At 42.6% G+C, this 23,669-nt stretch carries 19 protein-coding genes and 1 tRNA gene; 5 read left to right on the top strand and 15 right to left on the bottom strand.

What is annotated here, in order from left to right:
- The 4 genes from AC04MN_RS05655 to AC04MN_RS05640 all read right to left on the bottom strand — a co-directional run bounded on the left by AC04MN_RS05655 (position 1) and on the right by AC04MN_RS05640 (position 5,476).
- A complete protein-coding gene (locus tag AC04MN_RS05655; RefSeq protein ID WP_475382219.1) occupies positions 1-2,061 on the bottom strand; it encodes a hypothetical protein in 2,061 nt (686 codons plus the stop codon).
- Position 2,062: 1 nt separating this feature from the next.
- Positions 2,063-3,172, bottom strand: a complete 1,110-nt coding sequence (locus tag AC04MN_RS05650; RefSeq protein ID WP_475382218.1) for a hypothetical protein — start codon at positions 3,170-3,172, stop codon at positions 2,063-2,065.
- Positions 3,173-3,303: 131 nt separating this feature from the next.
- Positions 3,304-3,600, bottom strand: a complete 297-nt coding sequence (locus tag AC04MN_RS05645; protein ID WP_475382217.1) for a hypothetical protein — start codon at positions 3,598-3,600, stop codon at positions 3,304-3,306.
- A 373-nt stretch (positions 3,601-3,973) separates the two neighbouring features.
- Positions 3,974-5,476, bottom strand: coding sequence for a hypothetical protein (locus AC04MN_RS05640; RefSeq protein WP_475382216.1), 1,503 nt, complete (start codon positions 5,474-5,476; stop codon positions 3,974-3,976).
- 324 nt (positions 5,477-5,800) lie between these two features.
- Between AC04MN_RS05640 and AC04MN_RS05635 the strand changes: the two genes are divergently transcribed.
- Positions 5,801-6,607 (top strand): hypothetical protein, encoded by an 807-nt coding sequence (locus tag AC04MN_RS05635; RefSeq protein WP_475382215.1) that lies wholly within the window; start codon positions 5,801-5,803, stop codon positions 6,605-6,607.
- On the top strand, positions 6,591-6,905 hold the full coding sequence (locus tag AC04MN_RS05630) for a hypothetical protein (RefSeq protein ID WP_475382214.1): 315 nt from the start codon (positions 6,591-6,593) through the stop codon (positions 6,903-6,905). The genes AC04MN_RS05635 and AC04MN_RS05630 overlap by 17 nt, the downstream gene beginning before the upstream one ends.
- A gap of 192 nt (positions 6,906-7,097) precedes the next feature.
- Here AC04MN_RS05630 and AC04MN_RS05625 read toward each other — a convergent pair whose 3' ends face one another.
- Positions 7,098-9,077 (bottom strand): adenylate cyclase, encoded by a 1,980-nt coding sequence (locus AC04MN_RS05625; protein WP_475382213.1) that lies wholly within the window; start codon positions 9,075-9,077, stop codon positions 7,098-7,100.
- A 127-nt stretch (positions 9,078-9,204) separates the two neighbouring features.
- Here AC04MN_RS05625 and AC04MN_RS05620 point away from each other — a divergent pair, with 127 nt between their 5' ends.
- Together AC04MN_RS05620 and AC04MN_RS05615 are read left to right on the top strand one after the other, a co-directional pair.
- Complete coding sequence (locus AC04MN_RS05620) at positions 9,205-9,996, top strand: transporter (RefSeq protein WP_475382212.1); 792 nt, start codon at positions 9,205-9,207, stop codon at positions 9,994-9,996.
- A 13-nt stretch (positions 9,997-10,009) separates the two neighbouring features.
- Positions 10,010-11,104, top strand: a complete 1,095-nt coding sequence (locus AC04MN_RS05615; RefSeq protein ID WP_475382211.1) for a cyclic nucleotide-binding domain-containing protein — start codon at positions 10,010-10,012, stop codon at positions 11,102-11,104.
- 18 nt (positions 11,105-11,122) lie between these two features.
- Here AC04MN_RS05615 and AC04MN_RS05610 read toward each other — a convergent pair whose 3' ends face one another.
- Positions 11,123-11,761: a DedA family protein gene (locus tag AC04MN_RS05610; RefSeq protein WP_475382210.1), complete on the bottom strand. Its 639-nt coding sequence runs from the start codon at positions 11,759-11,761 to the stop codon at positions 11,123-11,125.
- Positions 11,762-11,859: 98 nt separating this feature from the next.
- Here AC04MN_RS05610 and AC04MN_RS05605 point away from each other — a divergent pair, with 98 nt between their 5' ends.
- On the top strand, positions 11,860-12,720 hold the full coding sequence (locus AC04MN_RS05605) for an ion channel (protein ID WP_475382209.1): 861 nt from the start codon (positions 11,860-11,862) through the stop codon (positions 12,718-12,720).
- A 77-nt stretch (positions 12,721-12,797) separates the two neighbouring features.
- Here the strand turns inward: AC04MN_RS05605 and AC04MN_RS05600 are convergent.
- From AC04MN_RS05600 to rho, 9 genes are all read right to left on the bottom strand, one after another.
- Positions 12,798-12,887 (bottom strand) — tRNA-Ser (locus AC04MN_RS05600).
- Between the two features lie 72 nt (positions 12,888-12,959).
- Positions 12,960-14,258, bottom strand: coding sequence for a serine--tRNA ligase (gene serS / locus AC04MN_RS05595; RefSeq protein WP_475382208.1), 1,299 nt, complete (start codon positions 14,256-14,258; stop codon positions 12,960-12,962).
- Between the two features lie 24 nt (positions 14,259-14,282).
- Positions 14,283-14,591 carry a hypothetical protein gene (locus AC04MN_RS05590; RefSeq protein WP_475382207.1) on the bottom strand — a complete coding sequence of 103 codons (309 nt, stop codon included), beginning with the start codon at positions 14,589-14,591 and terminating at the stop codon, positions 14,283-14,285.
- A gap of 1 nt (position 14,592) precedes the next feature.
- Complete coding sequence (locus AC04MN_RS05585; protein WP_475382206.1) at positions 14,593-17,499, bottom strand: tetratricopeptide repeat protein; 2,907 nt, start codon at positions 17,497-17,499, stop codon at positions 14,593-14,595.
- 548 nt (positions 17,500-18,047) lie between these two features.
- A complete protein-coding gene (murA, locus tag AC04MN_RS05580) occupies positions 18,048-19,301 on the bottom strand; it encodes a UDP-N-acetylglucosamine 1-carboxyvinyltransferase (RefSeq protein WP_475382205.1) in 1,254 nt (417 codons plus the stop codon).
- Entirely contained in the window at positions 19,294-20,163 is an 870-nt protein-coding gene (prmC, locus tag AC04MN_RS05575; RefSeq protein ID WP_475382204.1) for a peptide chain release factor N(5)-glutamine methyltransferase, read from the bottom strand. Before prmC ends, murA begins: the two co-directional genes overlap by 8 nt.
- Positions 20,164-20,168: 5 nt before the next feature.
- A complete protein-coding gene (gene prfA / locus AC04MN_RS05570) occupies positions 20,169-21,242 on the bottom strand; it encodes a peptide chain release factor 1 (RefSeq protein ID WP_475382203.1) in 1,074 nt (357 codons plus the stop codon).
- Between the two features lie 96 nt (positions 21,243-21,338).
- Positions 21,339-21,584, bottom strand: a complete 246-nt coding sequence (locus tag AC04MN_RS05565; protein ID WP_475382202.1) for a type B 50S ribosomal protein L31 — start codon at positions 21,582-21,584, stop codon at positions 21,339-21,341.
- 169 nt (positions 21,585-21,753) lie between these two features.
- On the bottom strand, positions 21,754-23,655 hold the full coding sequence (gene rho, locus AC04MN_RS05560; RefSeq protein ID WP_475382201.1) for a transcription termination factor Rho: 1,902 nt from the start codon (positions 23,653-23,655) through the stop codon (positions 21,754-21,756).
- Positions 23,656-23,669: the final 14 nt, after the last annotated feature.

Genomic DNA, 23,669 nt, shown 5'->3' with positions numbered 1-23,669 from the left:
TTACTTCATGCGGATTATTCGATCACCTTTATCTAAATACCGTATGCTTCCTTTAGGGACTCCAATATAACGACCTTCAGAGTTCATAATCGTAATATCCGCGTCGATCAGCTTCTGTTTAAAATCTGGATTGCGGTATTGAGATCTAAGCTCGGTATATGGCGTCGATTTGATGTATTCAGTGGTAGCGGTGACTGCATCATTAGTGGCTTGGGCCCCTGCAGCCGAAGCCGGCATTCTCGTAGACGCAACACTTGCAGGAGCACGCGATCCAGAAGATCCACCACCACCGATTGCAGAAGTTGTGGCTCCTGCCATACTTGGGGAAGGAGCCGCTGCTGCGGCGGCGACGGCAGATGAATCATTGGCCGTTGATGTAGGCCGAGCCACGTTGGTGGCACCTACGGGCGAAGCCGATGATACAGGAACTGCGACCGCAACCTCTGACTGGGATACTGATGGTTTAAAGTTTCCATTAACCCCAGAGTTCGCAGATCGGGTGCTGACCGAGCTCTTTGATTTAGGTGTGCCGTCTGCTAAATATTCTTCAACAACGGTGTACTTTTCGCCATCGCGGCCAGTAATGGTTTTCCCCAAAGTCGACTTGCTTGAATAGGCTGAAGAACTTGAAGCCGTTTCTGATTTTTCCATTTTTTGATATCGCTCACGTTCGCCACTAGAAGCGGGGGAGCGATCTACAGAGCTTGCGCTTGCTAGTCTTCCTGATGCTTCTGCCTTTGGAATCGCATCATCCATCACAGCATTTACGTATTTTCGAAGGGGAGCAGAGCGTTCTTGGCTTTCGGCGACGACGGTTTCTAATTCATTGGCTTTAATTAAACTTGCAGTGCGAGCAGGGTTGGGGTCCGCTTTGATTAATTGATTAATTTCCGGTGCCGACTGAGTATCCACCGCATTTGCCGAAGCGGCAAGTCGACTAGCCCGATTCACACCACCAGCAGACTCAACCGGCGCCGCCGCACCCTGAGTCCCGCCATTTCGAATTTTCGAATCATCAACTATAGGCTTTAAAGTCCAAGTAGTTCCCTTATCTGCACCAACAGCTTTCGCCCGATCAACCCCCGCCGCATTCCCCACCACAGGCATCGCTAAACCAATCACAGTCTGCTTATTGAAGTAGTTCAAATCCTCACAAGTTTCTATAATTCGATTTACAAGTTTTTCGTCCTTTTGTGGAATTCCGGCCAAATGAAGAAGCTCGTGCGCTGTTTGATTGGACGCATAATCACTGACTGCCAAATTCAACTTCTTGTTACCTGTATTGGCCTTAATTAGATTAACAAATTCCGAACTCTCAAAGTTCAAATAAATTTCTCCAGATTCATTCGCCTTAGCCGGTGCCTTCATTTTTTTACCAAGGTCCCCCTCTAAACACTGAACCGAAATAAGTCCCGCCTGATCCTTGCTTTTTAAAAGAGAGGCCTGCGACATAAGTAACTGATTGATTTTCGTTAGAATGGTCTTATCTTTTGCGGCTTCGGAATTTTTGAAGTTATTGCTTTCAATGCAATTCAACAAACCCTTGGTTTTATCGCCTAGTCCAACATTGATTCCCAGAGCTTCTCCAACTGAGTTGGAATATTTTGCACACTTTGAAACCTGACTTGTAATGGCTTTTACGTTTTCGGCTGTTTTTTTAACAGGATCAACTTTCAATTCACACCTGGGTGCTACTGAGGGCTCATCAAACATATCGTCTGATTCGTTGAAGTAGGTCTCCAACGGACGTTTATTTAGGCCCACTAACAGCAGTTCATTACTTTTGGAATCAACCACAAAATCAGCTGTTTCCACAGCGTCTGCTTTCAGTCGTCGGGTCTGTAAGCGACTTGGAATTCCATTCTCATCTCTATAGACAAATATTTTAGTGTTTCCCTCGGTCAGAATTTGCAATTCAGAACCGCCTGCAATTGGACTAAAATCATGATAGCCATCAAAAAAAATCGAAAGATGTGATTCCTGAAGACCAACTACAGCATTCTTTGCCCACACAAGGTTCGGAAATATGATCAAAAAATAGAGAGTTAATTTATTCAGCATTCTATTCATAGGATTCTAACTGTGCGCGACTGGGACTCAGAAGGGCCCGAGCATCCAACCATCCATCGTTATTCTGTTCCTGCCAACGCTGGCCCCAAGAGTTGTGAACCTTAAATTCTTCAATGCACTTCCCTTGGGGATTACATGCTTTGCGATAGCCCGAAACTACAATTTCATGTCCACCTAGGCGACACAACTTTTTGGGTTTATCGGGGCAGTCATCAATAATACCTACGCCTAACATCATTGGCGTCTTCTTATTTTTAAAGTGCTCTTTTACGCTATTTATTACAAAATCATCTTCGGCACTTGCGCCATCAGGGGGCACTGGTTTCCATTTCAAATCACCCAACGTCTGAGGCATTGTTTCTTCTTTGCGACATCGCTCTGGAACCAAAAGCTGTTCCATCATTTTCTCGCCACTTTCGCGAGTGAATGCCTTCAGCTTCTCCACTTGGGTGCGACTTGAATTAAACTTTAAATTTCCGTTTTTTTCTTCGTTTTCAATAGCTGTAACGGCAATCTGCTTGGCACATTCTTTACAGTCATCGACTTTCCAGGCATTCCAAGTCTTCTCGCGCGCATCCCAAAGCCTGTCCCACATTTGATCTTGCATTCTTGCAGCAACAGCCGGGTCTTCGGATTTATTCACGATCACATCGAAGGGGGCGCATTTATTGGTGATAATAGGAAATTTTTGAAATGTTGAAACAGCTTGTGTGCCGGAAGATCCAACGTTCTGAAAGTACCTCACTCCTTGCTGGTCGATGGCGTCCATCATCATACCCGCATCAGAAATTTCTTGCTCGGGCTTTAAGTTTTGACAATCCCATCCATTCTTTTGACAAAGGGCATGTTGCATGACTGTGGTTGCTGCAAAGGCATAACAAACTCCTAGGGCGTCTTGCGAACGGACTCGAGGCATATTCGGCACTTCCACGGCGTCTTCGATTTTGGAATACTCTTTAGGGGACATCGTAAATGTTTTGCGCTGTCCTGGCTTAGCCTCTCGAATATCTCCAATCATTGCCGACGCCCTCAAGGCATAGCCAAATACTTGAACGAACACAAACACAGTCAATAAACCATGAACAAAGAAAGTCTTTCTCATAGTTTCTATTATTAAACAGTCTTTAATCGACTTGAAATAAAATCACCCTAGCCTCGACTAAGGTTAAGAAAAAGCCCGCAGCTTTACTGCAGGCCCCACCATTTAACGATCAACAGCAAATTTGGCGCCATCTACGCATGACTTATCTTGCTGGCCTCTAGAAGGTCGTTGGTTAAACGTTCTCCCTCATCGCCGCTAAAACTTGAATTAATACCAAACAGAGTAAGAAATGAAAGCCTTTGAGGATAAGTCATCAAAATGATTTGATCCCCACACAATTCAACAGAAGATTGAATGGGGCCAAAGATTCCTTTATACGAAAATCCATAAAATTTATTATTCGTCCTAACGAATAGCTTAGCGGACGCTTGAAGTTGATCAACCATTTTGGTCAAATCATAATCCCGAATCGAAACGGTTCGTTTCATATAAAAACCGCCCTTGTTTTTTCCTCGCTTTAAAACTTCCTGGTTTCCTAAGTAATTGAGCCAAAAAAGAACAATGTTGTATTCGGTCTTGTTAGTCAAAAATGCGAAGCGGCTCAAATAGCATATAGTAACAATAAATGACATTTCGACGCCATTTTCTTTCTTAAAAATCAACGGACGAAAATCAATTAATCCGATAAACAAAAAATACAATATCGGCGCCTCAAGACTATTCTTTTCACCATACAATAAATAAAAAACAAGAATTGATGTCGTCACACTATAGGCAACGCATTGAGGAAAAAAGTACCGACATAATCGGGAAAAGGAATTTTGCTTAAAAAGAGCTGAAATCATAAAATCTCGCAATATATCAATTTTTTATCTTTATTTGAGGATTACTAAAGTCCAATGACTTTGGCACTTCAATTTTGTCTCCGAAAATAATTTTCACACCTCCGGGCGTTCCGGTCATGTCTTTCTGGGTAACAACATTACCGAATGAATCTACTTTTTCGCCCTGTGGGGGCTCGTCTTTATATTTGCCTGAGCCTGGTGTCGAATCTACATTTTCCTCTCTATAATTGGAATCGCGTCCATTTTCTGACTCTGAATTCGATCGTAAAATAGTCATTTCATCCTGCAAATCATTTAACTCAATTGCATCTGCAAAAGTCGATCTAGGTTCGGTATATTTTTCTGGAATCTGAAGCGCGCTCATGGTGCCATCGCAATTTCCAATTTTTACGCAACTTAATGAACTGTCTTTCGTCGCCCGTTCATTTTTGGATGGGTCGGCTGCTTCTAATATTTCCTTTTCCTCTTTTGATTGATGGCCATTTCGTAAGTTGCTTTCAATGATAGAACTTTCGGACTCTTTTGCCTTTTTCTTGTTTTGATTTTGGTTTTCTTTTTCTACCTTCTCTTTGCGCTCACGTTCAATTCTTTGGGACCGCAGCTCTTCCTCCGCTCGATCGTTCTTATTTTTAATTTCTTCGACCCTGGCCTTCTCTTCTGAATTTTTTTCCTGTAACCGTTCTAATTCGCGAGTTTTGCCGCAAGCGTCGCTATTCGAGCATCTCAATCCCCCAATTGCTGTTCCGACCAGTGCTCCTGCTCCCCCTCCAGCAACGACACCGCCGACCCCGAATACCTTGCCCATTGCTGCCCCAACACCGCCAAACACTATTGCATCTGTTTTAATATCCTCTGTGCACTGTCTAATACAGCTATTAGAAATAGATGCAACTTTTGGATCGATGCCAGTTCTAAATTGAAGCTTTTTACCTTTTGAACCGTGATAGGTTGGAAACAAATATGCAGTACGACTTGCTTCATTATCAAGTTTCAGAAATCTACTCTGGCATCTTTCGAGGCAGTTCATTAATTGATTTTCCGACACCGCACTTATAGGGTCATCCAATCTAATACCAGATCGATGTTCATCATAAATACTACTCAATAAACCCAATAAACTGATTGCTAGGCGCGAATTTAGGCGACTAACAGATTCTAAATAGGCATCAACCTCGGAATGTAAGCCCATCATCTCGCCAGCCAAAACACGCTTTGCGCTAAGTTCAGCCAATAAGACCTGCGGGCCCCCATGTCGTTCGGCTACCATCTTATAGTACCTATATGCTTCTTCTTTCTGAATATCAAAAATTCTTGAATCGATGTCGCTTAGTCTTGAAAGCACATCACCAACAACATCACCATCATTTGTATAGTATCCATGAAAGGCCCAATAATAGGTGAGTTCTATCTCTTTCCGAATCGATAAGCCCTGATCCATATTGGGTTCTGCCTGAGCATTCGAAAAAACCAACAATTGAGCAAGGGCTATCGCTAGTATCAACTTATGTGTACGCAACATATTTCACCTCATTTTTTTGAGGCTCTTTTAAATCAATACCTAATCCAATTATACCGCTCTGATCAGTCACCGAAATTATCATCGCCACCGACGATAAGCACGCGTCAGATATCCTAATAAAATGATTTTATTGGGTTGGAACTCAATGACTAATTCGTCGCCGGCGGCGACAAATTGAACTATTTTCTAAAAATTATCCATTTAACGCCATTGGAAAAACAAAGACGTGTCAAAGCTTTAGACAGTTGGGAAAAGAATTTATTGCATCTTCGATTTGGCGAAGAAAATTCGGCTTCTTGCATGTTCTTCGGTTATTGTGCGCTCATGGATATAGCAAATTATTGTAAAAACGAACTTGTTAAAGAAGTAAACGGCTTAATTCAGCGGTGGTCAGATGAACGACCTCAAGTCAGAACCCTAGCTCATTTGGGAAGGGAGGCTAAGGTTTCGGACTCAGCTTTAAGACGGTTAAAGAATCAAAACGCCAAGATTGCGGATGATATGCTATTCAGAATAGTTAGCGTCATCTACGAAAGCTCTGAATTCACAGAGCTAAAGCAAAAGACAAATACCTTGCCCAATACATCCAAATGGCTTTTGAGAAACTATTCATTCATGGAGTCGGTATCGCCCATGCAAGAATACAAATATACCGAGCTTTCAGACGAAGTCGTGGTCAGTCCAATTGGATTCTCGATTTTCGGGCTCGTTTCATCTATCGATAATGTCGGCAAAGACTATATTAAAGATCAGTTTGGCTTACGCGGAATTGCGGAGGCGGAGCTTTTAGTAGAAAAAGGCATATTGCATCTTAATCAGAACGTTTACACATTAGGCACACATCATAATAAAGTAAAGTTTTCAAAGAAGGCTGTTATTTCCTTGATGCCAGAAATAACAAGGTTATATCTGAAGGCGGATAGCGACCTTAATGCTGCGATATTTGAAGTTAACGGAGTAAGTGAAGAAGGTTATTCGAAGCTCAGCATGGCCTTTCAAAATCTTATAAATGTCTCTGCGCAAATCATCAATCAGCATCAAGGTAATATCCCGGTCGTTATGTCCGGATTCATTGACACAATGACGACTCAAGCAATCAAGATGGAGTTAAAAAATGAAAACGCTCATTAGTCTAATTTTCTTGTTAATTTCATCTTCGGCCTTTGCTGGTGGAAGTGGCTCGTGGCCAACGCCTGAGCCAGATGACGGGGGCTCTAAGTCAAAATTGTCTAGCACAATACCAGAGATCGTTTTTGAACTAAAAAATAATAACGAGATCGTTGCTTTTCAACGAGGACTTTACATCGATAACAGATGGAATATTGAAGAACTTCAAATCCCTGCCAATATCAACATCGATCCCGAAATTTTAAAGGCTCTTGAGATCTCGCGCAAAACTGGAAACTGGGCGCCAACCAATCGAAAATAGACATTTTACTTACAAGAATTGATCAAATTTTTCGTTTTTTTTAAAAGGGAATCTTCTAATAATCTGACGGAAGATTCCCTTGTTTTTTATAATTATCTACCAGAGACATTCCCTACCAAAATCTACCCAAAGACTTCAAAAATTGCAAAATCCCGAGAATACCATCAAAGAAAGTGACCATGATGACTACCCCTAAGCCGCTTTATCTACGGTATTAGGCAGAACTACCTTGCGGAAGCTTTCCAATAGGGGGCTGGTGCGATAGAAAACCTCGTCGGTGCGCTCGTAATGTTGAAGCAATTGATTCATCACCCAATGAGCACTGGCGCGGAATAGGGGATTTTTTGATTGTGCGTGAGACAACAACTGGTCCGCTATTTCTTTGGTTAAATTACGCTTACCGGAAACATACAAGGCATCTGCAGAGACTCGGTTATTCTTTGAGTGCATAAACTTACGGACAAATTCAATATCACGTGAAAGCTCGCCTAAAACGATAATCACATTCGCCTGCGTCCGTGCGTCCACATGGTATAGCAAACTCTGCAGCACTTCGGCCAATTCAGGTGTTAAGTTTTCGCTAGTCACTAAGTTGGTACATAAAGACACCCACGAAGCCAGAGCCCTATCACTTAGCACATAGTTTTTATTCGCCTCAACAAAACACTTCAAGTTTTGCAGATAGGCTGCTGCAACCTCGGCTGAAGATTTTTGAACTGTGTACAAACGCAATTGCTTTACAACCGCAAAAAATGAAATTTCATTTGTCCAATGGTCTAAAAGAAAATTCTGAATTGCGACTAGATCCTCATCGGATCTGTAAAAAGCTAAATTTTCATATTGGCCAGTCTCAAAGGTTTTTTCGATAGATAAAAACTCATGCGCTCGGCAAATATTTCGTGATCCCTCAAAGCCCTTCAAAATGGCCTCCTCAACAGAATGAATCTTACATATATCAGTATAAAAAGAGTCTTTAGCTTCGTTAAACGCCACCATATTCGTGGTCTTTTCTTCGATCTGCGACAGCAAACGAGCCGACTCGATCAAGGACACTCCAGTCAACGCAAAAGCCTGATCCAACTTGATAAACCGAATTGGCGAAAAGGCAAAGCTGGCCTTCAATTTAAAATAATGACCCGCCTCTTTCGAAAGTCCTTGCTCGATCCTATTGGCCGCCAAGAATAATGCCCGCACACAAGCCAAGGCCATTTTCTGCGATTTATTCGCCGGACCCTTGATATGAAAGACGATTTCGTCACCCACATACTGATAGACTAAGCCCTCATATCGGTTAATTATTTCACGAGCCTCTGAAAAATACAGATTTAATATTTCTGTTATGTATTCTTCTTTTTTACTTAAAAAGATTTGCGTATATCCATTTAAATCAACCCTAACCATTGTGGATTCCAGAACATAAGGAGCTTGCTTGCCAGAGTTTATTTCCTCGACAATCGCCGGCCCAATCGACCCCTCATAGGTTAGATTCTTTGACTTAAGTTTGTCTGTTTTGCTTTGATAACCCGTTGCTGCGTTTAATAAAATACTAGCTTCTTTTGAGTTCGCCTTCAGTTGATCAAACTTTCGGTTCTGTCCATGACTTAATATATTCGAAAGATTCAAAATATCTTTCAACATCAGCCATACAATAAACACCAAAGATGATGTCACCAAAAAAAGATCCACAAAGTATCTTGTTGCAACTGATTGGAAAGAGGCCCACAGCCACTCTGAACGAACAAAACGCATTCCAACAACGAATGTGTAATCCATTACTTGAACAACCTTAAAGACGTATTCATTTGTAACCAGGACTTTATCGTAGTTTTGAAACTTCTCTTTCAATAATTCTGGGTCGATATTTCTATAGTTCCAAAGCGCGACTCGATCTGCCTGTTGAAGTACATAAAAATCTATCAATCCCTTTGCAAAGGCGTCTTCGCTTGTTTCTTTCAAGGCGTCTAAATTTTCGCTTATCAAAGGCTGCTGTGAAGCGTTCATCACGAATTCAATTCGCTTAACAGCCTTTTTAAATTCAGAGTCCACGTAGGCGTCGAAATTGTCGTACATTTGAACCACGCCTAAAACTACATAGACAAGCCAAAACACAATCGAAGTGCTGACAACGAAGGATTTATTCTTCAAAGAAAGAAACTGAAAAAGCTTTTTCACCTTTTAAATTATCGGTTTATCACCGTAATTAATAATGCGACCAAGGTCCTGCATTAAATTTTCTTCAATTGGCAACAAATGAAAGTTCAATGAAAATCCTTACTGAATTTACAACAGGAGACATTGGATGCAAATTATCACTAAATCACTATTAGCAGCTATGACCTTTACCTGCGCTTTGGCCGCACATGCCGAGCCAGTCGAAGACAACTCTTTTCTTGTCGAAGAGGCCTACAATCAAGAGCCTGGCGTAGTTCAATTTATCAATGTTTGGCAAAAAAGCGACAAGACCAAAGACTGGACTTATACATTCATCAACGAAATTCCAATGGGCTCTCAAAACCATCAGTTTTCCTATGAGTTGCCAGTATCTCATTTAGATTCAAATGACAAAACTCAGATGGAAGATATTAAGTTTAACTACCGCTACGAATTTCTAAGAAATGACACGGTTGTTACAACAGGCCGCCTAAGCGTAACCACTGCCAGCGGCGATTACAAAAAAGGTTTTGGCTCTGGAGCTATGGGATACGAAGCATCTTTGATCTCGTCTGTTAAAATCACCGACAAGTGGATCCAACACTGGAATTTAGGCGCTGGAATCACTCCAAAAGCAAAGAATACTTCGGACCAAAGTGCAGACAACAGCAAGTTCTTCTGGGCCGTAAGCCAGGTTTATCTATTTACTGACAGTTTGAATTTTATGGTTGAACTAGCAGGCAATCACTCTCAAGAAACTGACGGCGCGGACTCAGCTTCGTGGAGCCAGGAAGCCGTTCTTAGCCCCAGCGTTCGCTACGCAATCGATGCTGGTGACTGGCAGTTTGTTCCAGGTCTTGCTTTGCCTTACGGAATTGGCCCTAAAGCAGGTCAAAATCAAACATTGGTTTACCTTTCTATCGAAGGAAAGCTTTGGTAATATTTAATTACCGATGTTGATTGAACAAATTCCTCTTAGAATTGATCCCCTTGGTTCGCAGAAAATCGACCTGACTGATTTGCAAAAACAATATCTTCAGGTCCTTTCACAGAACCAAAGCATTAGCAGCCTTGTTGATTTTTTTCTGAAACAAGGCTGGCTTGTTCATTTTAACGAACTCTGGAATTTAATCGAAAAGCTCTGCTCTATGGGAATGATAAAAAATCCCGAGGTGCTTCAATATTTTCGCGAGCTCGAGCCCATTTCAGAAAAATCTTTTTTTGCCGGATTGAATCCATTTAGTGAAAAAGCAAGTTCGTCCCAGTTTAATTTTCATACTTTACCATTTTTTCGATCTTTGCCCGCTGACTGGACCCAGCTCTTACTGAAGTCCGCCAAAGCGGTAAATCTACCAGCTAATATTTTGATTACCAAAGAAGGTGCTAAAGACCGCGATCTTTATGTTCTTCTCTCTGGGCATGCCTCGATCATTCGCTCACTTAACGGAATGAAGCAAGTTGTTGCACAAATTCAGCCTCCGTCTGTTTTCGGAGAAGGCGCTTTTCTTTTGGGGCATCCGCGCTCGGCAGATGTTTTGACTCGATCTGAAGTCACGGTTCTAAAAGTTCCGTTTTCCTCTGAAATCGAAAATTTTATAAAAAAGGACAAGGCCGAGGCCGCGCAGATTCGAATTTGGATTCAGCATGCTTTGGCTAACTCCTCTTTATTCAAAGAGATTCCACCTGATGCATTAGATGCCCTGACTTTTGCTGGTAAGCCCGTGCGGCTCGCTGCTAAGCAATGTTTGTTTGCCGAAGGTCAAACGGGACAGACTTCGTATATTTTAATTCAAGGAGAGCTGCTGGTTTCTCAGCAGGGAAAGATCATCAACCAATTAAAACAAGGTTCTTTCCTGGGCGAAATTGCCATGCTTGCTAGTGGAGGCGTCCGAACGGCGTCGATTCATGCCTCTACTGATTGTTTATTAATGGAAATTCATCAGGCCGATTTTTACCGACTCTTGGGGTTAAACATCGCCCTAGCTAAAGAGCTTGAGAAGCTTGCTTGGCAACGACTTCGGGCCGATCAACAAAGACGGGGCGGCTGACACACCCCGGTTAGAAAATTATACCTGACCCCTTTTTAGTTTGGATTTGATGAGGGGGATTAGCATTGGGAGGATCGATAAAAAGATCACTCCAAAAATCACGATGTGAAAGTTGCGCTTGATGATTGGAAGATTTCCAAAAAAGTGCCCCGCCAAGATAAATGTGAATACCCATAAGACGGCACCAATAACATTGTAACTTAAAAACTTCTTGTAGTTCATTGTGCCAACGCCGGCAATGAACGGAGCAAATGTACGCACGATCGGCGCAAAGCGAGCAGCCACAATCGTAAAAGCTCCCCAGCGATTGTAAAAGCTTTGAGTTTGCTCTAGATAAGATTTTTTAAAGAACCTATTATTTGATTCAAAAATCTTAAGTCCCAAGAATTTACCTATATGGTAGTTGACTGTGTCTCCTAAGATTCCTGCGACTGTTAACGAAATCAACAACGTCCAAAGATCTAAACCACCGTCAATCGTAGTTAGGGCGCCCAGAGCAAACAGCAACGAGTCCCCAGGCAAAAATGGAGTTACCACCAAACCTGTTTCACAGAAGATAACCAAAAACATAAGAACATAGATCCAAGGACCAAAAATCTGGATCCATTCTACAAGGTGAACATCAAGGTGAAGCATTATATCGATGAACTGAGCCATATGTAATCCTCTTCGCAGAATTCAATTTCAACGTGCAGATCATACTTGACCTTAACTCACCTAACAACCAAAACTGATCCTACAACGCCGAGGCACTTATGAGTAAAACACCCACGTCACCGAATTCTAAGCATTTAATGCTTCGTCAGCCTCAACTTAGTGACATATACCACCAGGCCTTGATGTCTAGCTGGAAGGTTTTTTTGGCCGGTGTCTTGGCGGTTTACTGCCTTATTAATTTATTCTTTGCGTTCATTTATATGGAGCTTGGCCCCGAAGGATTGGCGGGCATTAGACACACTGAAGGCTTTGAATATTTTTGGGACTGCTTCTTTTTCAGCGTTCAGACTTTCTCAACAATAGGTTATGGCGGACTTCACCCCATTGGTTGGGCTCACAACGTGGTCGTAGCCATTCAAGCTTTTATGGGAATGGTTAGTATTGGTCTTATCTCGGGATTGATCTACGCGCGCTTTTCACGTCCAATTCCGAAGGTTCTTTTCTCAAAACAATTTTTGATCACCAACAATATGGGCGAGCGGCAACTGATTTTTAGAATGGCCAATGGTCGACAAAGCCAAATTGTCGATGCGCAGCTTAGTCTTTATTTAATTCAAGATATGATCACCCCCGAAGGAAACAACATCTATCATTTGACCGACCTAGAGTTGAAGCGATCAAAAACACCTGTCTTTTATTTATCCTGGTTAGTGATGCATAAAATAGACGAAAAAAGTCCTCTCTTTAATTTCGATATTGAAAAGGCGAAAAACAAAAACTTTCAACTTCTGGCTTTGGTGCAAGGTCAAGACAGTGTCTTCCATCAAAATATACACGCCAGACACTCTTACTTCGCTGATGATTGTGTTTTTGATCATCAATTCCAAGACATGATCATTAGAAGTGAATCGGGAAATCGGATCGAAATCGAAAAGCTTTCGTTGTTGAAACCAGTATAATTTGGGAGTTTAAAAAACGGAAGTCGTAGATTTTGGGCAAAAAAAATCCAAGCTCAGTGGCTTGGAATTTTTTTAAGTGGCGGAGAGAGTGGGATTCGAACCCACGAGCCCCGCGAAGGGCTGCCAGTTTTCAAGACTGGTGTATTCAACCGCTCTACCATCTCTCCGTCGACCGTTTTATTGGTTTTAGGCCTTGGTTTCAAGCATTTAAACACACCAGATCAATTTTATACTTTGCGTTATTTCTTTCGAATCTCGGTCATGCCGCCCATATAAGGCTGTAAAGCCTTAGGAATCGCCACGGACCCATCTTCACGCTGGTAATTTTCAAGGATCGCAATCAAAGTTCGCCCCACAGCCAAGCCAGAGCCATTCAATGTGTGCACAAACTGAGGCTTTCCACCTGCTGAACGGAAACGAATGTTAGCGCGACGGGCTTGGAAGTCCTCGAAGTTTGAGCATGAGCTGATCTCGCGATAAGCGTTTTGCCCCGGCAACCAAACTTCCAAATCATAAGTTTTTGATGATCCAAAGCCCATATCGCCCGTGCAAAGGAGCATACGCTTAAACGGAAGCTCCAAATCCATCAACACTTGTTCCGCATGAGACGTCAAAGCCTCATGGAACTCATAGGATTTATCCGGATGACAGAAAGTCATCAATTCAACTTTGTCGAATTGGTGTTGACGAATCAAACCCTTGGTGTCGCGGCCCGCGCTTCCAGCTTCCGAACGAAAACATGGAGAGTAAGCACAAAAACTCTTCGGCAAATCTGTTTCGTTCAAGATCTCATTGTTAAAATAGTTCGTTACTGGAACTTCAGCGGTCGGAATCAAATAATAATCAGAGCCCGCCAAATGAAAGACGTCTTCTTTGAATTTTGGAAACTGACCTGTCCCCAAAAGTGAATTGCTGTTCACAATAAACGGCGGAATCATTTCAGTGTAACCGTGTTTATTAGAATGCAAATCCATCATAAACTGAATCAAAGCGCGTTCAATTCGAGCCGCAGCTCCTTTTAGAAAAGCAAAGCGGGTGCCAGTCACTTTACCAGCGCGCTCGAAATCGATGATGTCTAAAGCTTCGCCAAGCTCCCAATGCTCTTTAGCTTTGAAAGTAAACTTTGTAGGTGCGCCATATACTTTTACTTCTTTATTATCCTCGGCTCCTTTTCCAAAAGGAACTGAGCTGTGTGGTTTGTTTGGCAAAGTTAAAGCAAAGTTCTGAACCTGTGCATCCATCTCTGCAGCACGAGTTTCAGCTTCTTTCACTTCAGTTTTTAACTTCTCAACCTCGGCCATCAAAGCCGAAGCATCTCCGCCCTCGCGCTTGATTTTGCCGATATCACCACTGATTTTATTTTGATTAGCTTTTGAAGTTTCGGCTAAATGAATCAACTCTTTACGCTTTTTATTTAGCTCCATCAGCTGATCAAGAGAGTCCGTCGAAGCCCCACGATTGATGAGACCTTGTTTATATTCGTCAAAATAGCTGGGACCATTTTCGGCTTTACGCTCGAGCAATTTAATATCAATCATAAAAATCCTATTTTAAGACTCCGACTATGGAGCGAGCAGAATATACATTCTGAGTAACATAGCGACAAGAACACAGATCAAATCAAAGATAAAAATTTGACCAAAGCTCCAGGAGGACATGATTTTCCACATCACGGCAATAGTAACCACCATAAAGAAGAGTAAAGCAAATGTTCCAAATCCGATAAAGGTTTGGAAAATCAACCCCAGGGTAAGACCTAAAAAGAAACCCGTAAGAAGGCGCAAAAACATATGAAAAGCTGCCAACGAAGAATTCCTTGCGCCTGTTTTCATATTGTCTGCCATCATGCTCATCTTATCAGCTAATCCCATATTACCTTCCTCCTAAAGATCTTATCTTTGCCTCGACCTCTGCGCGATCCGGCGCATTCGGAGACAATCCTAGGTATGTATTGTATGCCTGAATTGCCGCCCTGACATCACCTTTTATATCGTATATTGCACCTTGCTCGCGATAAATTTCTGCATACCCAGACTCCCGAGCCCCGGCCATAGCCAACATGTTCTCGGCAATATCCATCGAGCCTGCCTGGCGATAGCACTGGGCCGCTTTTACATAAATATCCGCTCCCCCAGACCGCAAACGCAATGCTGCAGCATATTCAGTAGCACAGTCGCTGTATTGGCGACGCGCCGAAAAAACTTCGGCCATCAACAGGTAGGGGTCCGCCGTATTGGGATTCATTTGTTTTTCCAGCTTGGCTGCCTCTAATGCCAAATTAAAGTCTCCGCCCGCCAATGCGGCCCGACCAATATAAAAATAAGTTCTGGGAAATTTTGGATTGATAGCCTGAACCCGCTTAAACTGCTGAATAGATTCTTGAAAGCGATTTGTTTCAAAATAAAGCTTACCAGCCTGAAAAAGAGCCTCACCATCCGATGGGTCTAGAATAGCCGCAGAAAGAAATGCATTTAAAGCCTTTTCATTTAAAGCCAAGGCTTTGTAACTATCTCCCAACCCAAGCCAAGCTTTCTTGTTTTTTGGATCAAGATCAACAACAGCTTCATAAACATCCTTGGCCTGAGTAAATCGGTCTTCTGTGCGGTACAGATCACCTAATGCAACTTTGTACTCCATCGAATAAGAAAACTTTTTAGTCAGATCTCTTAGATAATTTAATCCAATATCAACACCGTTAATCAAAGCCAGTGTCTTCGCGTACGTCACCTGAGCATCTGAGTTCGTCGCATCAATTTCAATCGCCTTTGTTGCATATCTCATAGCATCTCGGGCCGCTGTATCCTTACGTTCAATTTCTTTTTTATTTATTGGCGTGATCGAAAGTGCTAATTTTGCACTAGCTTGAGATAACAAAATATACGTGTCGATATCGCCATCATAGGCCTTCATGGAGCGCATGCCATAATTGATTGCTGCTCGCATATTGTTCTTCCTAAATTCCAACAGAGCTAAGCCTCTTAATACTTCGTAGTTGTTCGGAGCAATTCTTGTCGCTGTCGACAAGACGTTGAAAGCCGAAGTAAAATCATAGCGCTGTGAAAGATAATCTGCCTGCAATACGTATGCAGAAATAAATTGAGGCTCCGCTTTGATCGCTTTCTTCAGCCACTCGATAGATTCATAAGTTTGATTGAGCTGCCATAGACACTTAGCTGCCTTCATAGCCGCCGTTCCATTTTTAGGATCGGTTTCGAACGCGGCTTTGTATTCTGCTTGGGCCGCCAAGCAGTCGCCTTGGCGCATATACTCGTCACCCAAAAATAAGAGCTGAGCTTTGGATCTGTCCTTTTCAACCTTGTCACTGCCACCCAATTTCAAAACCAGCTGACGAATTTCAGGATTGTTGGGATTTAAGCTGAACGCTCGCTCTGCATATTTTCGCGCCTCACTCTTTTCATTTTTAGAAGCTAGAATCTCTGCATAAGAAAACAAAGCCTCTGCTTCGATACTTGCCGGGGCTCGGTCATTAATTTCTGTTGCTGCTTTGAGATAGGCAAACGCAGAGTCAGCCTTTCTAAAATTACGGTATTCAATAGTTCCATAAAGATATCGAGCTGCCTTGTGCTGCGGATTTCCATCGATCACTCGTTTAAGCCATCCCAGCGCCTCGGACTCTCGATTTGTTTTCATTAAAACCGAAGCAATCGAAACCGGAGGCTTCATCCACTTTGTCGTCCAGCTTTCATAGGCTTTTTCGTAGTAGGGAAGAGCGTGGGTATAATCTTTTTCTGCCTCGAGCAGCTCGCCTTTAAGTTGGTACAAAATTGGAAATAATGAAAACCGTCCTGCAGTTTCTAATGTTGAATCTAAGACCGAACGTGCTTCTTTATAACGACCTGAAGTATAGATCTTCACAACCTCACAAAGCTGCCCATGAGGACTAATGACATCAATCCCGCGAGTTCCTTGGGTCATGTTAGCAATTGTTCGAATATCGTCCGAGTCTTGCTTTGCGTATGGCCAAAGCTCTTTATAGACATAACAAAGCAAAGCTCGCACTTCTAAGTTAGTATCTTTATTTAAACCGCTAGAAGCCTCGACAATAGAAACAAGTAAACTCTGTGCCTGTAGATAAGACTTCACCGTATCTGACTGAATGGCGCTTAAGGCGCCATTAAACTTTTCTCGAAGTTCAGATTCTCCAATTTTTCCAATCGTCGTTTTCGGCGCAAGCAACGATATTTTTTCTGCAGAACTTAAGTCTTCCTCTGACAGAAACAACCAAGCTCCGACTAAAACCAAAACAACCATAACAATCATTAACGGCTTTTTAAAATTTTCTTTGAAATCTTCTTTAGCCATCAAATCAACATTCTTTAGTTCGATCACCGAAGAATCTGCACCGCCAGGTCCGCCGGTAGAAGGAATTGCGCCGGGCCGAGGAATATGAGTGGGCTGAGCAACCGGCACAACATTTTCAAAATTTATTTTTGCACTGGCAGAAGGGTCTTCCTTAATGAAATTTGGTTGAGTTTTGGGTTGAGTAGGGGGCAATACAGTAATGACTGTTTCCGCCTCCATCTTATTCGCCTTTACCGGATCGTGATCGACAACTCCCTCAAGCGCCTCAAGAAGTTTGTCATAAAATGCGGGCTCCTGTGAAATAAGCGTCCATTTGCCGTCGGGCATTTTCGATATCATCTCATGACCGCTAAAAGCACCCTCACCAATCATTCGCAGAATGGCTTCAGTAGAGTAAGGTCCTTTGATTTGACCTTTTGATGTTTTAACGACCCAGGTGACTTGTATTCGATTCATGACTTTTTAATTATAGAAGAGCTTGCACACGACTAGTACGATTGATTTTAGAGTCCAGACTTAAGTACCAGTTTGGCACGACGGACCCATTATGGAATCACCTGTAAATCCACTTTGGAACTGATTTGATATTATTACTTCTTCTTTTGCACTTAAAATGAAGTTCAAGCGCTCGTATATCTGGCACAGTGATTGCTTTATTAAAAAGCAAGTTTTTGCGGAGGACACAACCTGATGGTTAAGAACTTGTTGATTGCTGCTTACATCCTGACTGTACTTGCGATATCTGCAGTAGCCCGCGCTTCTACCCCCACAAAAACGAATTCCCCTTTAAGTATTGTTTATTAATCCTGATTCGCGTTTATTCGCAGATTTGGATAGGGTCTCGGCCCAATCCCCTCCACGGGCTGAGACTTGATTTTTTTTCTAGCACCTCGACGGTCCCCTCCCGAAGAGGTGTTTTTTTTTGCCAATATGCATGTAAAAAAAAACCACCTCGCTAGAGGTGGTTTTTAAGTATTTAATTAGTAAGGATATTTTATTAACTGCTAATCGATACGACGAACTTTGCCACCTAGTTTGGCCAACTTATCTTCCAATTTTTCATAACCACGATCCAAGTGATAAATACGATTAATTGTCGTCTCTCCTGAAGCAACCAGACCAGCTAGCACCATCGATGCAGAAGCTCTTAAGTCGGTCGCCATAACAGGAGCTCCCGTAAGTTGACCCGGCTTTCCACGAACAACGGCAACACGAGTTTTAGGAGTAATATCAGCACCCAAACGAACAAGTTCTTGAACGTGCATGAACCGATTTTCAAATATAGTCTCTTGAATGATCGAGGTTCCGTGAGCTACCGACATCAATGCCATAAACTGCGCCTGAAGATCCGTAGGGAAAAGTGGGTGTGGAGCTGTGGTGATATCAACGGCCTTCCAACTGTCGTTCTTTAACACCGTCAACGAATCTGAACCCACTTCAATTTTAAAACCTGCATCTCGCATTTTAATAACTAAGGCCTCTAAGTGTTCTGGCACACAGCGAGTAACAGTTACTTCACCTTTGGTGATCGCGCCGGCAATCAACAATGTTCCAGCTTCAATACGATCAGGCAAAATATAGTGCTCGGATGGAGTCAACTGTTCAACGCCTTCGATCGTGATGATACTTGTACCATGACCCATGATTCGAGCGCCCATCTTGTTAAGGTACTCAGCAAGATCTACGATCTCTGGTTCCTTGGCAGCATTTTCAATGATTGTGCGACCCTCTGCTAAACAAGCAGCCATCATCGCGTTCTCAGTTCCACCAACAGTGACAGTTTCAAAAAGAATCGTTCCACCTTTTAACTTTTTAGCAGAAGCATGAACATAGCCTTCACGCTGAGTGATCTCTGCACCCAAGGCTCTAAAAGCATCTAAGTGTAAATCAATCGGACGAGTCCCAATAGCACAACCACCCGGTTGTGAAACCACGGCTTCGCCATATTTAGCAAGCATCGGCCCCATACATAAAAATGATGCACGCATTTTACGAACTAAATCGTAAGATGCTTCTGTTGAAGTGACTTTGTTTACTTTAACTTTAAAAAGATCTCCATCCCACTTGGTTTCACAACCAAGGCTCTCTAAAAGATCAGAAGTTGATTGAATATCACGAAGTTTGGGAACATTTCTAAATACGTGCTCGCCTTCGGCCAACAAGGTCGCAAACAAAATTGGCAATACAGAGTTCTTTGCTCCGGATGCAGCTATTTCACCATTTAAACAGGCGCCGCCTGTCACTACCATTCTATCCATGTTTTTTTACTCCGAAAATCAGCCTATCATGCCCCGAAAGATCTTTAATCACACGCACTTCTTTATAAGCTGTTAAAGATTCAAGTTTGTCTACCATTTGAACAGCTTGGGTAGATCCCATTTCCATCACCATCAATCCAGGATTTTTTAATGGTTTCAATGCCTTGGTGACCCAATCAAAAAGTAATGCCAACCCTTGGTTGTCTGCAAACAAGGCCTGACTTGGCTCGTATTTACGGACCATTGCCTCCACCTGAGGATCATCCACCGCGATATAAGGAGGGTTCGATAAGATGGCATCAAAGAGCCCAAGATTTGAAGTTTGATCCAGCCAATCCGAGGCATTTAAATGTAGAAACTCTATCCGATCAAAAACACCAAGCTCTCGAGCATTCTCTTTTGCAACTTCTAAGGCCTCTGACGAAATATCCACCATCACGGCTTTCGCCTTCGGCAGCGACTTCAAAATTGAAATGGCGATACATCCAGTCCCAGTTCCCAAGTCTGCAAATAATGGAGCTTCTAATTTTTGATCTTCAAACCATTTTAAAGCTTCTTCGACAAGATGTTCTGTTTCGGGGCGAGGAATTAGAGTTGCCGAAGTTACTTTGAATCTGTGACCGAAAAAATCTCGATAACCCAAGATATAAGCAATCGGCTCCCCTTGAGTTCTGCGCCGAACCAAATCACGACAACGAGTCAGTTCGACTTCGCTTAGGGGTTGATCGAATTTTAGATAAAGTTGAATTCGCTCGAGCCCCAGTCCGTGCGCCAATAATAATTCAGCATCAAGGCGGGGCGAGTGGAAATTCTTCTCTTTGAAAAACTGAGTTGTTTTAGTGAGAACTTCCTGAAGTTTCATTTTTATTATTGAGAGCTTTGTTTCTTCAAAGCTTCTGCTTGGAAGTGGGCCATGAGCGGATCGATAAGACTCTCGAATTTTCCATTCATAACTTCATCCAGCTGATGGATTGTTAAACCAATACGGTGATCTGTAATTCGCGTCTGTGGAAAGTTGTAAGTACGAATACGCTCTGAACGATCGCCAGTTCCGATCTGCTCAAGACGAGCATCCGAAGCCTCTTGACGTACTTTATCGTCTTCAAGTTGTTGAAGCTTAGAGTAAAGAATTTGGAAAGCCTTTTCCTTGTTCGTCAACTGCGACTTACCTTCTTGGCAGAAAACCACAATCCCTGAAGGAATGTGAGTTACGCGCACCGCTGATTCAGTTCTGTTGACGGACTGACCACCGGCACCTTGCGCACGCATAACGTCGATACGCACATCATTCATGTTGATTTTTACTTCTGAAACTTCAACTTCAGGAATAACAGCCACAGTGATAGTTGATGTGTGAATGCGACCTTGTGATTCCGTTTTCGGAACACGTTGTACGCGGTGAACACCTGATTCATATTTTAATTTTGAAAAGACGGCATCGCCAGAAACAGAGGCGATAATTTCTTTGGCACCGCCCACGTTGCCTTCACTGAAAGAAAGCAATTCCACTTTCCAGCCTTGGCCAGAAGCGTAGTGAGAGTAACCACGAAACATCTCTTCAGCAAATAAAGACGCTTCATCACCACCAGCCCCAGCACGGATTTCAAGAAGAACGTTCTTGTCATCGTTTGGATCTTTAGGGATCAAAAGAATTTTTAATTGATGATCGAGTAATGGAATATCCGTCTCGAGTTGCCGGATTTCTTCGCGAATCATCTCTTTCATTTCCGCATCGGATTCAGCAGTTAAAAGTTCTTTGCTTTCTTTAAGCCCCGCGACTTTCTTTTTATATTCGCGATAAACAACAACAATCTTTTCAAGGTCCGCCAGCTCTTTCATTAAAGAACGATATTGCTTCTGATCGTTGGCAATATCAGGCCGCTGCAGGGCTAAATTGACCTGCTCATATCTTGAATCAACTTCGTCTAGCTTAGAAAACATAGCTGCATCACTCCGAATGAGAAAAACAAAATGCGGTTCACCGCTTGAACCGCATTCATTAATGATTCAGAACCCCGTTGCCGAGGATTGATCAATTTACTTCTTACCGTATCTCTTCTTAAAGCGATCGATGCGGCCTTCAGTATCCATTACACGTTGTTTACCAGTGAAGAATGGGTGTGAAGCTGAAGAAACATCCACTTTAATAAGAGGATACTCTTTGCCATCTTCCCACTTGATTGTTTCACCAGAGTTAAGAGTTGAAGTACCTTTAAATGCGAAATCGCAAGAAATGTCTTTAAAAATCACTTCACGAACTTTTGGGTGGAGGTTTTCTTTCATAGTCCTGATTCCTTATCTTACTATAAATCTCAAGTCTCAAGGGTTTAACATACTGAGCTAACCCTGCCAAGGGAAAAACGCTGATTTTTTCGGCAGGAAATTGAGCCCAATTTAACCCCTAAGTTTTAATAAATCTTAGGGGATTCAATACCTTATACGTCTTTTAGGTCTAAGATGATCCAGACATCGACTTCAAGAAGTCAGTGTTAGTTTTGGACCCCTCGACCTTATCGATCAAGAATTCCATGGCATCAACAACGTTCATCGGTGCCAAAACTTTTCTTAAAATCCACAAGCGGTTCAAGTCACCCTTATCAATCAAAAGGTCCTCTTTACGAGTGCCTGATTTATTAATGTCCATGCAAGGGAAGATACGTTTTTCCATCAACTTGCGATCAAGATGAATTTCGGCGTTACCAGTTCCTTTGAATTCTTCAAAGATAACTTCGTCCATGCGCGAACCCGTATCGATCAATGCTGTCGCGATAATCGTTAATGAACCACCTTCTTCAATGTTTCGAGCCGCACCGAAGAAACGTTTTGGTTTATGAAGTGCATTTGAATCCACACCACCAGAAAGGATCTTTCCAGACGGTGGAACAACCGTATTGTAAGCACGAGCTAAACGAGTGATAGAGTCTAACAAGATAACAACGTCATGCTTGTGCTCAACCAAACGTTTTGCCTTTTCAATGACCATTTCAGCAACTTGAACGTGACGAGTTGGTGGTTCATCGAAAGTAGAAGAAACAACTTCGCCTTTTACAGTTCTTTGCATGTCAGTCACTTCTTCCGGGCGTTCATCGATCAATAGTACGATCAACTTCACTTCAGGGTGGTTGGCTGTGATTGCGTTAGCAATACTTTGCATAAGAACAGTTTTACCAGTTCTTGGCGGAGCAACGATCAAAGCACGCTGACCCTTTCCAAGTGGAGCCATCAAGTCTACTACGCGAGTCGTGTAATCGCCAGGATTGTGTTCTAGACGAAGTCTTTCATTTGGATAAAGAGGCGTTAAGTTATCAAAAAGGATTTTATCTTTCCCTTTTTCAGTTGTTTCAAAATTCAATGAATCAACTTTCAACAAGGCAAAATATCGTTCGCCATCTTTCGGAGGACGTACTGTTCCAGTGACTGTATCACCAGTTCTTAAACCAAAACGACGAATCTGTGATGGGCTGACGTAGATATCATCTGGTCCTGGTAAGTAGTTATAGTCAGGAGATCTTAAGAATCCATAACCATCAGGAAGGATTTCAAGAACGCCAGAACCTGCGATATCGTGGCCAAGTTTAGCGGCACGCTTAAGGATTTCGAAGATCATATCCTGACGACGAAGACCCGCAGCGTTTTCAATTTTCAATTTGAACGCAAGATCAGTCAGTTCTTGGATGTTTTTTGTTTTCAAGTCTTTAGAAGATAACCAACTCTTCTCTTCATCTGTTAGTTGGATATCTGCTAGATCTGCCTCGTTGACCGGCGCTAAATGAGCTGCTGTTACTACTCCGTCCTCACCAGCAATCTGTGGCTGTTGATACTCTTCAGGCATTGGCCCACGGCGGTCTTGACGATCGTAGCGGTCATTGTTGCGATCGTGTCTGTCGTGACGGTCATGACGATCGTTTCTATCATTGCGATCGTTATTATTACGATCACGGAAATCACGTCTTTGATTATTGTTGTTATTGTTATGACGGCCGCCATTGTTGTTATTGTTATGGCGATTTTTATTATTGTTATTATCAAAACGGCGGAAATTTTGTTGACGATGTTCGTTGCGGTTTTGATTTTGATTTTGGTTCTGATTTTGTTGCTGCTGGGGAGCCGCTCCACCTTCGGAACTAGTTTCTGCTGGAGCTGAAGCCGCGACAGGTGCTTCGCTTGGGGCAGGGGATTCAGTTTTTGCTTCTACAGCTTTTGATTCTTGGCTCGGTTTTGAATCTGAATCTTCAACAGGAGCTGACTTTGCTTTTGTTTCTGTTTTTTCGGCAGCAGGTGTTTCTGAGGTTGCAGCTTTACGTCCACGCTTTTTGACTACTTCAACACCGGGTTGGTCTTGTTTATCAGACAAAATGGGCTCCTTTA

Source organism: Bdellovibrio sp. ZFWA1, from assembly GCF_056175665.1.
Note: the sequence above shows the minus strand (reverse complement) of the source record. Positions and strands in the feature narration are given on the sequence as shown.